Source organism: Acidisphaera sp. S103, from assembly GCF_009765975.1.
In the GTDB taxonomy this organism is placed as follows: Bacteria; Pseudomonadota; Alphaproteobacteria; order Acetobacterales; family Acetobacteraceae; genus Rhodopila.
Genome location: NZ_LMUJ01000032.1, coordinates 299092 through 313253, shown reverse-complemented (window position 1 = coordinate 313253; position 14162 = coordinate 299092). Strand labels below are relative to the sequence as shown.

Below are 14162 nucleotides of genomic sequence, written 5' to 3'. Positions count from 1 at the left end.
TCTCCGATTTCAAAGCGCCCAATGCCGGAAGCGGATCGGCCGGAAGAAATTTGTAACTGAGCCCACAGGCTCCGCGGTCACAGGAAGCCGATCGAGAGCCAGGGCACCGCGACAACGATCGCGAGAGCCACCGCCAACGCCGCGAGATAAGGCCACATGCGTCCAAATGCGTCGTCGGGAGAGACACGTCCGATCGCGCATGCGCCATAGAACCCCACGCCGAATGGCGGCGCGAACAGGCCGATGCCCATCGCCAGGATGATCACCAATGCGTAATGGACCTCGTTTACGCCCATCGACTTGGCGACGGGGAACAGCAACGGGCCGAACAGCACAATGGCCGGAATACCTTCCAGCACACTGCCGAGAACCACGAACGTCACCGCCGTGATGGCGAGGAAGCCAAGCTTGCCGCCGGGCACAGACGCCATCACCACGACAAGCCACTGCGAAAAACCGGACTGCGTCAGTGCCCAGGCCATCGCCGTCGCGGTGCCGATGATCAGCATCACGGCGCCGGTCAACGAAACAGTATCGACGAGAATCGGATAGATCCGCCGCCAGTCGAACTGGCGGTAGACCAGCAGCCCGAGCATTGCGGTGTAGACGACGCCGACGGTGGAGACCTCGGTCGCGGTCGCCACGCCTTCGATCACCGCCGCTCGGATCACGAACGGCAAGGTGAGGCCGGGGACAGCGATGACAAATGTCAGCAGAATCTGTTTCAGCGGCGCGCGTTTTCCGCCGCCGGTATCCATGTGACGCGAGCGGAACCAGCACACCACAACGAGCGCGAGCGCCGCCACCGCCGCCGGCAGCAGGCCGCCGGTGAACAGCGCCGTGATCGAAACATTGGTCACCGATCCGATCGTGATCAACACCAGGCTGGGCGGGATTGTCTCCGACATCGCGCTGGAACTCGCCAGCAAGGCGGCGAGTTCGCCGGGGTGCGAACCGCGGGCCTGCATCTCGGGGAACAGCACCGGCGCGACCGCTGCCATGTCGGCGGCCTTCGACCCGGAAATGCCGGACACCAGATACATCGCCCCCAGCAGCACGTACGACAGGCCGCCTCGCACATGGCCCACCAGTGCGGCGAGGAACGCGACCATGACCCGCGCGATACCCGTCATTTCCATCAGCAGGCCGAGGAACACGAACATCGGCACCGAGAGCAGCAACAGGTTCGACATGCCCTCATCCATCCGGTTCACCACAACGGACAGCGGCAGGCTACTGGTCAGGCCCAGGTAGGACATCGTTGCTATACCGAATGCGAACGCAATCGGCACGCCGATGGCGACGCAGGCGGCGACGATGATAACGAAGAAGATGATCAGGCTGCCGAATCCCATGGTCAGCAGCACTGACTGGCCAGCCCACAACAAGGCCGCGATGCCCGCGACCGTGACCAGTGCGAGGCCAAAACTGCGCGGGGTCGTCGTTTCCAACAGCCGGAGCAGCGCGATGGTCGCGGCGAGCGTGGTGCCGACGAGTATGGCGACGACGCGGTAGCCATCGGAAATCTGCAACGAGATCAATTCTACGAAACGTTCCTGATCCCAGTACTGCGCCGCCGGCATCAGGACTTCCAGCACGAAGGCGATCACCACCAGGGCCGCAACGGCGGCGAACCAGTTCGCGATGTGCGCCGGCATCCAGTTGGCGAGCGTGGTCAGCCGCATATGCCCGTCGCGGCGTAGCGCCACCACGACGCCCAGCATGGATAGCCAAAGGAACAGAAAGTTCGCGAGTTCGTCGGTCCAGAACAACGGACTGTCGAGCAGATAGCGCGAGACGACGCCGGAGAAGAGGATGACGACCTCGGCCAGCACGAGTATCGCGCCAATCGTCTCACAGACAAAACCGATGCCCATGTCCAGCATGAACGCGACGCGGCGCAGGCGCGCCCAGGATGGCGCGTCCGCATGAACGATTGCCGGCGTGCCGAGGCTCATGACGTAAGTGGGCCGACGTATTTCTCGAGCAGCGACCAGGCCTTGTCGCCGGCGGTCTTCTTCATGTCGGGATAAAATCCGTTCTTCGCCAGGACGTCTCGAAACGGTTTGGTGTCAGGGGAATTGAAGGTGAGACCCTTGGCGGTCAGGTTCTTCTCCTCATTCGCTGTCATCGTCACGAAGTCCTGGCGTTCCGCCAGGGCCGCCGCGGTGAAGTTGCGATGCACGATCTCCTGCAGGTCCGGCGGTAGCTTCTTCCACGCGGGGACGCTGAAGGAGACATGGAAGCCGGCCCAGACGTGGTTGGTGAGGCTGCAGTATTTCTGCACCTCATACAGTTTGGCGGTATCGATCAGGACGAGCGGATTTTCCTGGCCATCCACGATCCCGGTCTGCAGGGCGCTGTACACCTCATTGAAGTTGATGGCGGTCGGCGATGCGCCGAGGTGCCTGAACAGGGAAATCAGGTAGGGTGCGACCGGCAGGCGGATCTTGAAGCCGCGCAGATCGTCCGGGCCGGTGATCGGTTTGCTGCGCGTGGTGATCTGACGGAAACCGTGGTCATAGCCTTTGTCGAGGCAATACAGCCCGATCTGTTCGGCAACGCTGCGCAACAGATTCCCGAGGTCGCCGTCCATGGCGGCCCAAACGTGATTGTAGTCCGGGAAGGCGAAGCCGACGCCGGGAATTCCGCAGACCGGATTGCGCGGGGCCAGCAGATCGATCGGCAGAATATACATTTCCAACGCGCCGGAGATCGCCTGTGCGATCATCGCCGTATCGCCGCCTAGAACGCTGTTGGGGTATATGGTGATCTCCATACGCCCGTTGCTTTGCTCTTTGATCTTGTCGGCGGCATCCTTCGAATGCGCCATCGCCGGATGCTCCATCGGCGAGGAACTACCCAGCTTGTAGCTGAATTCCGCGGCGTTGGCCGGCCAGTGCAGGATGGTGGCGGTACTGACCCCAGCCGCTCCCGCGATGACATGCCTGCGTGACAGCTTATTGCGCTGCATTGGGCGTTCCTCCCTTTTTATGCCTCGGCCACTGTAGGCGTCGGTTTTTAGGAACACTGCCGGAGGCAAGGCGGATTAGTCAAGCTGGCCGGATTCTGATGATGCAGTCGCGGTTGGGCGCGCGGTGTGAGCCGCGTCCCTAACGCGATTGGGCGACCTCGCGATCGAAGTGGCGCCCCTCGAACAGTTCATCCAAACTCAGCAACCCAGCCCTCTTACCGCCTTCAACCCGTCGGGACGCCGAAAGATAGGAAGGATGCTGAATTGAAACAGAGGCCCTACGTCCTCGGCAAGCGCGACACTGGACGCCGGATGCGTGCAAGCCCATTGAGAAATGTGGTTGGCTTAGAGCTTGAAGCTGTCCTTGACAGGAGCCGCTTGCATGGCGAGCGTCGTTCGCCTTTTGGCACGGATCGCCGATGCGCTCGCATCCATCCGTGGGCTGGTTCGGCTGCGTGCGGATTGGCGTCGGCGGTTGGCTAAGCGAATGGCGCTCGGCCGCTCTCCTGCGCGCTGGCGCCGAAGTGGCTTTCTGCTGAGCTGCATGGTCCTAATTGCGATCACTGTCGTCGGCGATGTCCTGGCAGCGTGGCGGCACGATGCCGCACTTGTCGGATTTGCGACCGCCTGTCTGGCTGCCGAATTCGTCATTCTATTGCAAATGATTGGCCGGCAGTTTGGGCGCCTCGCGGACCAAAACACGCTTTTGCAGCGGACAGCGGCAGCCCTTCGCGACACTGAAGATCACGCGGCCGAGAAGTCGCGAATCTTCGAAGCGGCCCTGGAGCACATGGACCAGGGCCTGATCGTGATTGACAGCGTACGTGTAGTGGCGATCTGCAACAGGCGTGCCGTCGAACTGCTTGACCTGCCGCCCGACCTGATGGCGGGCCACCCGAAATTCGAGGATGTTCTTGCCTACCAACTGGAGCAGCAGGAGTTCGTCTCGAGCGATGAGGAGTTCCGTTCTTTCGTGCAGCGCGCGGCGCTGCTGGACGGGCCCGTTATCTATGAGCGCCGGCGTCCGAATGGCCGGGTGTTGGAAGTGCGTACAACCCATTTGCCAGAGGGGGAGGCCGTGCGCACGTTCACCGACGTGACAGAACGCCGAAACGCCCTGGAAGCACTCGCCATCGCGAAAGAGTTCGCCGAGGACGCAAACCGAGCCAAGTCAGAGTTTCTGGCGAACATGAGCCATGAGTTGCGGACACCGCTGAACGGGATCATCGGCTTCTCGGAATTGATACGCGACCAGACAGCCGGCCCGATTGACGCCAAGTACATCTCGTACGCCGAGGATATCAATGCCGGGGGCAGGCATCTGCTGGGACTTGTCAACGACCTTCTCGACATATCCAAGATTGAGGCCGGTCACTATGACCTAGTCGAGGAACCGGTGAACCTCGGTACGCTGTTGCGCGCCTGTCAACGCATGATGACGCCGCAGGCCGAAGCCGGAAACGTGAAGATCATCTACGATCTGAGCCTCGCCGGCGTGACGCTTCAGATCGACCAGCGCGCCGTGCTTCAGGTGCTGCTGAATTTGCTCGCCAACGCGGTCAAATTCAGTCCCGTCGGCGGGACCACGATCGTGCGGGCAGAGGCGGTAGCGGACGGCGACCTGGCCGTTCTGATCAGCGATACCGGCATTGGCATCGATCCAGCGGCAAAGCCATTTCTGTTCGAACCCTTTCGCCAGGTGGACTCTTCGACCAGCCGTAAGTTCGGCGGCACAGGCCTGGGCCTGGCAATCAGCCGCAAACTGATGATGTTGCATGGAGGAACCCTGGAGATCATCAGCAGTTCCGAAGCGGGGACGACGGTCCAGGCGACATTCCCGGCCGCACGGGTGGTTCACCCCGCGCCCTCCGGGTCATGAGGGTAAAATTCTATCACCGAGGGTAAGCCAATAGCCAACCACGACGGGAAGGCTTTGGCCATGAGGGCGTTGGCACGACCGTGGCCTGAACGCAGGGTTCGGGACGGGAGCGGCTACCGCTTCAGCACCTCGACCATCGTACTGCCGAGTGCGGCGGGGCTGTCGGCGACGTGGATGCCGGCGCTGCGCATGGCCTCCATTTTCGCCGCGGCGGTATCTTTGCCGCCGCTGATGACCGCACCGGCGTGACCCATGCGGCGGCCTGGAGGGGCCGCGGCGCCGGCGATGAAGCCGACCACGGGTTTCTTGACCTTGTTGTGGGCCAGGAAATCGGCGGCTTCGGTTTCACTTTGGCCGCCGATTTCGCCGATCATGACGATCTGCTTGGTTTCGGGGTCGGCCAGGAACATCTCCAGGACCTCGATGAAGTCGGTGCCCTTGACCGGGTCGCCGCCGATGCCGACGCAGCTTGTCTGGCCCATGCCGGTCGCCGTGGTCTGCGCGACAGCCTCGTAGGTCAGCGTGCCGGAGCGGGAGACGATACCAACGGTGCCGCGCTTGTGGATATGGCCGGGCATGATGCCGATCTTGCACTCGTCGGGGGTAATCACACCGGGACAGTTCGGTCCGATCAGGCGGGATTTGGAGCCACTTAGGGCACGTTTCACACGGACCATGTCCAGCACCGGAATCCCCTCGGTGATGCAGATGATCAGGGGGAATTCGGCGTCGATCGCCTCCAGAATCGCGTCGGCGGCGAAGGGGGGCGGCACGTAGATCACGGTGGCATCGGCGCCGGTCTTTTCCCGGCAGTCCCACACCGTGTCGAACACCGGCAGGTTGAGGTGCATCGTGCCCCCCTTCCCCGGCGTCACGCCGCCGACCATTTTCGTGCCGTAGGCGATCGCCTGTTCGGAGTGGTAGGTGCCCTGGGCACCGGTAAAACCCTGGCAGATGACCTTGGTGTTGGCGTTGACCAGAACGGACATCTATGCAGCCTCCCGCACGGCTTTGACGATTTTCTCGGCTGCATCTTCCAGATTGTCGGCGGCGACGATGGGAAGATTCGACTTGGCGAGAATCTGCTTGCCCAGATCGACGTTGGTGCCGGCCAGGCGCACCACCAGAGGCACGGATAGCTGGACGTCCCGCGCGGCGGAGACCACGCCCTCGGCGATCACGTCGCAGCGCATGATGCCGCCGAAGATATTGACCAGAATGCCTTCGACGTTGGGATCGGACAGAATGATCTTGAACGCCGCCGTCACGCGTTCCTTGGTCGCGCCGCCGCCGACGTCGAGGAAGTTGGCCGGCGCCATGCCGTAGAGCTTGATGATGTCCATGGTTGCCATGGCCAGGCCGGCGCCGTTGACCATGCAGCCGATATTGCCGTCCAGCGCGACGTAGTTCAGTTCGAACTTGGCGGCTTCCAGCTCTTTCGGGTCCTCTTCCGCCTCGTCGCGCAGCTTTTCCAGTTCCGGGTGACGGAACAGGGCGCTGTCGTCGAAGCTTACCTTGGCATCCAGGGCAACGACGTCGCCGGCGCCGGTGACGACCAGGGGGTTGATCTCGATCACCGCGCAATCCAGGGCGGTGAAGGCCTGATACATGGCGGCGACGAACTTGCCGAAAGAGGATGCCTGCTTGCCGCTGAGGCCAAGGCCGGCTGCCAATCGGCGGCCGTGAAAGCCGGAAATGCCGGACGCGGGATCGATACCAACGCGGAGAATCTTTTCGGGATGATGGGCGGCGACGTCCTCGATCTCCATGCCGCCTTCGGTGGAGGCAATGATGGTCACGCGGCCGGTGATCCGATCCACCAGCAGGGAGACGTAGAGTTCGCGGGCGATGTCACAACCAGCCTCGACGTAGACGCGACGCACCGGTTTGCCGTGTTCGCCGGTCTGCTTGGTGACCAGGGTGTGGCCGATCATCGCCTCGGCGGCGGCGCGGACCTCGGCGGAGGAACGGGCCAGGCGGACGCCGCCCTTGCCGTTCGGGTCGTCTGCGAAGCGACCGGCGCCGCGGCCGCCCGCATGGATCTGCGACTTGACCACGTATACCGGGCCAGGAAGCTTGGCGGTGGCCGCCTCGGCCTCTTCCGGTGTCCAGGCGACATAGCCGTCAAGAACTGTCACGCCGTAGCGCTTCAACAGTTCCTTGCCCTGATATTCGTGGATGTTCATGGCGGGCTCCTTAAACCATCCTCAGAGCAGGCTGAGGATGGTTGTTTGATTGACGGACCCTGGACGTTCCCGGCCGACGCGACGGCGCTTCAACCGATCAGTTTGCGGGATGCGTCGATCAGCTCCCGCACCGCACCACAGGACTTTTCGAAAGCGGCCTTCTCGGTGGGGTTCAGTTCGATTTCCACGATCTTCTCCACGCCGCCGGCGCCGATGACAACGGGGACGCCGACATACATGTCGTTGATGCCGTACTGGCCGGTCAGGTACGCGGCGCAGGGCAGGACACGCTTCTTGTCCTTCAGATAGGCCTCGGCCATGGCGATCGCGGAGGCGGCGGGCGCGTAGAAGGCGCTGCCACGCTCCAGCAGCTTGACGATTTCGCCGCCGCCGTTGGCGGTGCGTTCGACGATGGCATCGATCTTCGCCTGCGTGCTCCAGCCCATCTTGATCAGGTCAGGCACCGGGATGCCGGCGACTGTCGAGTAGCGGGTCAGCGGCACCATGGTGTCGCCGTGGCCGCCGAGGACAAAGGCCCGCACGTCCTGCACCGACACGCCGAATTCCTGGGCGAGGAACAACTGGAAGCGGGAGCTGTCGAGCACGCCGGCCATGCCGATGACCTTGTTGGCGGGCAGACCGGATTTCTCCTTCATCACCCATACCATCGCGTCGAGCGGGTTGGTGATGCAGATGACGAACGCATTCGGACAGTTGGTCTTGATGCCCTCGGCGACCTGGGCGATGACGCCGGCGTTCTTGCCGATCAGGTCGTCGCGCGACATGCCGGGGGTGCGCGGGAAGCCGGCGGTGACGATCACCACGTCGGCATCCTTGATGGCGGCGTAATCGGACCCGCCGGACATGGCGGAGTCGAACCCATCGACCGGGCCGGATTGCATGATGTCCAGCGCCTTGCCTGCCGCGACCCCGCCGAACACGTCGAACAATACGACGTCTCCAAGTTCCTTCAGGCCGATCAGGTGGGCGAGCGTGCCGCCGATATTACCGGCGCCGATCAGGGCGATCTTGTTGCGGGCCATGGGCGAATCCTTATCGGGGCGCAATCGCGGCGCCGGGTGACATGAAACGGAGCCTGCCGGGCCTGTAGCCGGGAAATGGCCGCCCGGAAGGTGGCGCGTAGCTAGCCCATCAGGCGAAGCCCGGCAAGACGGTGCGGTGCAGCAAGATAGAGGTCCGCCACAACCGGCTGCCGGCGGACGTCAGTCATCGCGCCGCGGCACTGCTCGCGTGGCGTCAAGCAGCATCTGGCGAAACAGGCCTAACAGCTTCATGTCCAAATGCGACGTCATGTCGTCGGCCATCAGTTTGAGGGCGGTCTCGGCCGCCATCTCCCGCTTATAGACGCGGCGATCCGTCAACGCCGTGAATACATCGATGATCGACGCCATCCGGGCCAGTCGATTGAGCTTGTTTCCCGCCAGTCCCAATGGATAGCCGGTGCCATCCAGCTTCTCGTGATGCTGAGAGGCTATGATGCCGATACCCTTTGGCAGATCGGGACAACCCTGCAGATAGGTCACGGACGCAGCGACATGTCCTTTCATCACCTCAAATTCCGCCACGTTGAGGCGGCCGGGCTTGTTCAAAACCTCATGCGGAATGGACATCTTGCCAACATCATGCAGCAGGCCGCCACTGGCCAGAATGACCTGTTCGTTCTTTGGCAGCCGGAGATTGAAGCCGAACAACGCGAGATATGTCGCGACCCGCATCGAATGGGCATACGTATAATTGTCGTGATTTCTCACGCCTTTGAGGATGTCGACGAAGTCATCGTTGCCAACCGCTTCGACCAGCGGCTGGCAAGCCTCGCTGACGGCTTGATACGGGATCGGCTCACCGTTGCCGATTCCATTCGCGATCCCGTTGAACAAGTTCAGCGTATTGGTCAACGCCTGTCGCTGTGGCAGCTGCAACGTTTGCCACTTATCCTCGACACGACGGTTCAGCAGGCCGGATATCATGTTGATCAGCGTGCTTCGGGGGTATGGATCGACGATGAAACTCTCGGCGCCGCATCGCACCACCCGGTCGCGCGTCGCCTCATCGTCCGTGTCGACCACCATCACGACCGGAACCGTCTTCAGGTTGGGATCGTTGCGCAGCATACGGACAAAGTCGCAGCCGGTGTTCATGGACAATTCCTCGCTGACCAGGGCGAGGCGAGGCACATGTGTTCGGCAACCGGCGATGGCTTGCGAAATATCCGGGTATTCCACAAATCGATAAAACGACATCAGGCAGTTCGTCACCCGGGATCGCAGCACGCCATTGCCGACGGCGATGGCAATGTAGGGTTTGCCGGTTCGATCAGGCTTCTGGGCGTCCATCCCCGATGATGTTTCCTGAATTGTCGGTTCATGTGTCGCTATCGGCGCCCACAATAACGCAAAGCCGCGAACATGGCCCGCTTTATTCTCCTTATGGTTGTAATTTGGTAGGTTGCGCAACAAAGCGTTGCGGGTCACCCGCTTGACCCGGGACATCGGCAACGTCGCGGACCGATCCACGACGGCGTGTCAGGAAGCGCCGGCTATATCATTTCTTCTCAGGCTGGTATCGGACGGCGGCGCTTCGATCAACCGCCCGATCCCGCTGCCATGCCGCCTCTATTGGCCGCTGGTTGCCGGTTGCACGCGGCCACCGTCGTTCACTTCATCGGGCAGATTGATCGCCACGCGCTGTCCGATCGTCGCACCTTCCGCAAGCAGGGCATGGATTCCGTCGGTATCCGCCACCTTTACCGGCCGCAGGTGCACGGTCTGATCGCTGTCGAGATCGGCGATCATCGTGCGGGTGCCACGCACGATCAGCCCGGCGACCGGAACCTCGGGATAGCTGTGAACCGGGACATGCAGCGCCACGTAGGCGAAACTGCCGGGCACCAGGAAGTGGTTTGCATTGTCCACGTCGAGTTCCACGAACAACGTCCGGGTGCGTGGGTCGAGTTCGTCGGAGGTGCGGGAAATCCGCGCGGTTATCTTGCGATCGGAATTGGCGCCGTCGGCGACGTCGGCGAGATCGCCGACATGCACGAACGGCACGTCGCGTTGTTCCACATACACATCGACCCGCAGCCGGCTTTCATCCGCGATCGTCAGCACCGGTTGGTTGCTGGTCTTGTTGGTGGTCGAATTCTGCACCAGCGCGCCGACGTCGACGAACCGAGCGGTCACGACGCCATCGAATGCCGCCCTGATCTGCTCGTACGATTTCAGCGTCGCGTTCTGCGCCACCGTCGCGGTCGCCATGGTAAAGTCGGTTTGGGCCTGGTCCGCCGCCTGATGCGACGTCCAGCCATGTGCCACCAGATCCTTGGCCCGTTCCCAGTTGCGCTTTTTGTTTTCCAGATCGCGCTGCGAGGACTCGTACTGCTGGTCGGTCTCCACCGAGGCGACCGTCGCCAGCAGGTCCCCGGCCTTGACGCGGTCGCCACGATCGACCGCGATCGATGTCACATAGCCGCTGACCTTGCTGTACAAGGTCGCCGTTTGATAGGGCCGTGCCTCGCCGAGAAGATTAATCAGACGCTCCTTGGGTCCCTCTTTCACCTGCACGACCTGCACCACTGGTCCACGGGCGACGCCCTCGGCCAGTGCTTCGCGAGACGCCGATAGCGCCATGCCCTTATCGTATCGCATGCGCCACGCGCCGAACGCCGCGCCGCCAATCACCAGTACGCCGATCAGGTACAGCAGGAATGTGCCAAAAAGACCACGTCTAGCCATGTGAGGCTTCTCCGGTGTTTTCCGCGCCGGCCGCCTCGGCGGCGAAGCGGACATCGAGTGTATGCAGGGTGGGGGGCTTCCGTCGCAGCAAAGTATAGAAGATCGGAACGATGAACAGCGTCGCGAGGGTTGCCATGATCAGTCCGCCGATCACGGCGCGACCGAGCGGCGCGTTCTGCTCGCCGGCGTCGCCAAGACCGAGCGCCATGGGAAGCATGCCGATGATCATGGCAAGCGCGGTCATCAGCACCGGCCGCAACCGGATCGTGCAGGCGGTGACCGCCGCGGCGAACGGCGTCATCTCACCACGCGCACGCAGGTCGTTGGCGAAACTTACCACCAGGATCGAATTCGACACCGAGATGCCGATCGTCATGATCGAACCCATCAGCGATTCGACGTTAATCGTGGTGCCGGTCAACGCCAGCATCCAGATGATCCCCAGCAGGCCACCTGGCACCGCCATCATGATGATGAATGGATCGACCCATGACTGGAACAAGATCACCAGCAGCGCATAGACCAGGATCACCGCCAGGATCATTCCCAGTCCCAGGCTGCGAAAAGACGCCTGCATGACCTCATTCTGACCTCGGATGTCGATATGCGTGGTGATCGGCAGCCCTTTGCTGATGTCGTTGATCGCTGTCTGAATGTCGGCCGCGGTCGCACCCAGATCGCGTCCATCTACATTGGCTGCGATGTCGAGTTCGCGCTGCACCGTGTAGTGGTTCACCGATTCCAGGCTGGAGCGCGGATAGATCGTGGCGATGTCGCCCAGCCGCATCACCGGTGACGCAGGCAGCGCGGCCGGATCCACCGATGTCGGATCCGGGGCGGGCGCACTCACAGATGTACTCAATAGGTCAGCGGCGCTGTTGATCTTCTCGATCGGGGTCTGCACCGCCACCGAATAGTTCACGTTATTCTGCGGATTGAGGAAGAAGTTCGGCGACACCAGCACGGACGACGATAGCGACGTCAGCATGTTGTTGGCCACGTCGCGCTGGGATATCCGGAGCTTCGCGGCGCGCAGCCGGTCCACGTCGATTTGCAGCGCCGGATAGTTCAGTACCTGGACAACGTGCGCGTCGGCGACACCCGGGATCGTCTTCATCCGCTGCACGAGTTGCTGTGCCAAGCCGTAGGAGCGGTCGAAATTCACATCCTGGATCTGCACGTCGATTGGGGCCGGCAAGCCGAAATTCAGCACCTGACTGACGATATCGGCGGTCTGGAAATAAAAGACACTTCCGGGGAACTGGGGCGGCAGGGTCTGCCGAATCTTGCGGACGTAATCAATCGTCGGATGGTGACCACTTTTCAGGGAGATCAGAATCTCCGCATCCATGTCACCGACATTGTCGCTCGGCACGAACGCCAGGTTGAAGGATGACGGCACGCCGACCGTGTCGTTGATGGTATCCAATTCCTGGCCCGGGATAATTTTCCGGACCGCATCCTCCACCTTCAGCACCAGCCGTTCGGTGTCCTCGATGCGTGTCCCGGCCGGCGCGCGGTAATGCAGCTTGATCAGGCCGACGTCGGCGCTGGGGAAGAAATCCAGCCCGATGGTCGTGGCAACGACGCCCGTGACCCCCAGCAGCGCGACAAACAGAAGCAGCACGAAGCCCCGGTGCCGTAGCGCGCCTTCGAGCATCAGGCCGTAGCCGCCGCGGAACCGCTCGAACGCGCGATCGAACATGCCGAAAAAACCCGTCGACGGGCCGTGATGATCGCTGTCCGACGCCAGTAGAAGCCGGCCGAAGCTCGGCACCACGGTAAAGCTCAGCGCGTAGGATGCGAGCATGCAGAACACGACCGTGGCGGCCAGCGGGATGAACAGATAGCGCGCCACGCCGAACAACATCACCACGGGAAAGAACACGATACAGATCGCCAGGGTCGCGACGGTCAAAGGCTGGATCACCTCGCCGGCGCCGTCGAGGATCGCCACCGTCAACTTCTTACCGAGTGTCAAGTTTCGATGGATATTTTCGATGACCACGGTCGCGTTGTCGACCAACAACCCAATCGCCAGCGCCAAACCGCCCAACGTCATCAGGTTGATGCTGTTGCCGGTCAGAAATAGCCCGATGATGCCGGCGAACACCGACAACGGAATGGAAGCCGAAACGATCACCGTGTTCCGCCAGCTTCCCAGGAACACCAGGATCAACACTGAGACCAGGATGGAGGAAATAATCGCCTCACGCACCACGTTCTCCACCGCAGCACGCACGAATACCGATTGATCGAAATCAAGTTTCAATTCCAGACCATTCGGCGCGGCCGCCTGGATCTCCGGCAATGCTGCTCGGGTTGCATCGACCACGGCGAGAGTCGATGCATCGGCATGTTTGAGGATCGCCAGATAGACGGCACGCTTGCCGTTGACATGCACGATATTGGTTTGGGTGGCAAAACTGTCGCTAACGTGGCCGACGTCACCGATCGTCACTGGCACGCCGTTGAATACGCCGATCGGCAGGGCGTTGAAGCGATCCACGGCCGAGGGACTGGAATTAAGCTCCACATTGTAGGTGCGGTCGCCAATCCGCGCGGTACCGGCGGGCACGATCACGTTCGACGCCTGCAGCGCGTTGACGACGTCCGTCAACGCAAAGCCTTTGGCTGCCAATAGCCCCGGATCGACGTCGACATTCATCTGCCGCTGCTTGCCGCCGAACGGCCCGGGCGTGGAAAGGCCGGGAATGGTAAACAGCTTTATTCGGATAAAATTCAAGCTGTAGTCGTAGATCTGCTGCTCCGTCAGCGTCTTCGACGTCATCGTCAATTGCACAACCGGAACGTTGGACGCGTTGAACTGAATCACCGCCGGTGGCTGCATACCGGGCGGTGCGTTACGAAGAATCGTGTTATTCACTGACGATATTTGCGCGATGGCACCACCGATGTCGGTGCCTGCCTGGAAATAGACCTTCAGTATCCCAGTGCCCGGAATCGACTGCGATTCGATACGGGAGATACCATTGACCGTCGTGGAATAGGCACGTTCAGTGATGAAAACGACGCGCCGTTCCATGTCTTCGGTTGTCAGGCCTGGATAATTCCAAACGACAAGAACCACGGGAATGTCGATGACGGGGAAAATGTCGACGATCATTCGTGTGATCGACAACGCACCCAGAAGAACAACAAGCATGGCCGCGATGGCAGACGTGTAAGGCCGGCGCAGTGAGAGGCGCACCAGACCGATCATTCATTATCTCCCTTAGACGGCCGAACCGGCCTCACCTGAGGGTAGTATTGCCGGACGGCAACGGCTTGCCAAGCTTCGAATGTCTCATAGACTGAGAATCTGGTGTGTAATGTCGCGATGTGGGGATATTTTATCGGATCACTACAGT

The 14162-nt window shown here is 61.6% G+C and carries 9 protein-coding genes; 1 reads left to right on the top strand and 8 read right to left on the bottom strand.

The features are described from left to right. Positions 1-77: 77 nt before the first annotated feature. Complete coding sequence (locus tag GSQ89_RS07500; RefSeq protein ID WP_158923553.1) at positions 78-1958, bottom strand: TRAP transporter large permease subunit; 1881 nt, start codon at positions 1956-1958, stop codon at positions 78-80. After that, on the bottom strand, positions 1955-2974 hold the full coding sequence (locus GSQ89_RS07495; protein WP_158923551.1) for a TRAP transporter substrate-binding protein: 1020 nt from the start codon (positions 2972-2974) through the stop codon (positions 1955-1957). Before GSQ89_RS07495 ends, GSQ89_RS07500 begins: the two co-directional genes overlap by 4 nt. 382 nt (positions 2975-3356) lie before the next feature. Between GSQ89_RS07495 and GSQ89_RS07490 the strand changes: the two genes are divergently transcribed. Further along, positions 3357-4853, top strand: a complete 1497-nt coding sequence (locus GSQ89_RS07490; RefSeq protein ID WP_158923549.1) for a HAMP domain-containing sensor histidine kinase — start codon at positions 3357-3359, stop codon at positions 4851-4853. 113 nt (positions 4854-4966) lie between these two features. Here GSQ89_RS07490 and sucD read toward each other — a convergent pair whose 3' ends face one another. The 6 genes from sucD to GSQ89_RS07460 form a co-directional block, all read right to left on the bottom strand. Continuing rightward, complete coding sequence (gene sucD, locus GSQ89_RS07485; protein ID WP_158923547.1) at positions 4967-5842, bottom strand: succinate--CoA ligase subunit alpha; 876 nt, start codon at positions 5840-5842, stop codon at positions 4967-4969. Further along, positions 5843-7039, bottom strand: a complete 1197-nt coding sequence (sucC, locus tag GSQ89_RS07480; RefSeq protein WP_158923545.1) for an ADP-forming succinate--CoA ligase subunit beta — start codon at positions 7037-7039, stop codon at positions 5843-5845. A gap of 89 nt (positions 7040-7128) precedes the next feature. Next, on the bottom strand, positions 7129-8082 hold the full coding sequence (mdh, locus tag GSQ89_RS07475; RefSeq protein ID WP_158923543.1) for a malate dehydrogenase: 954 nt from the start codon (positions 8080-8082) through the stop codon (positions 7129-7131). 180 nt (positions 8083-8262) lie between these two features. Continuing rightward, the gene (locus tag GSQ89_RS07470; RefSeq protein ID WP_254073109.1) at positions 8263-9531 is read right to left on the bottom strand and encodes an HD domain-containing phosphohydrolase; all 1269 of its coding nucleotides are present in this window, start codon (positions 9529-9531) and stop codon (positions 8263-8265) included. A 141-nt stretch (positions 9532-9672) separates the two neighbouring features. Then, positions 9673-10791, bottom strand: coding sequence for an efflux RND transporter periplasmic adaptor subunit (locus tag GSQ89_RS07465; protein WP_158923540.1), 1119 nt, complete (start codon positions 10789-10791; stop codon positions 9673-9675). Then, the gene (locus tag GSQ89_RS07460) at positions 10784-14014 is read right to left on the bottom strand and encodes an efflux RND transporter permease subunit (RefSeq protein WP_216856051.1); all 3231 of its coding nucleotides are present in this window, start codon (positions 14012-14014) and stop codon (positions 10784-10786) included. The genes GSQ89_RS07465 and GSQ89_RS07460 overlap by 8 nt, the downstream gene beginning before the upstream one ends. Between the last annotated feature and the right edge of the window lie 148 nt (positions 14015-14162).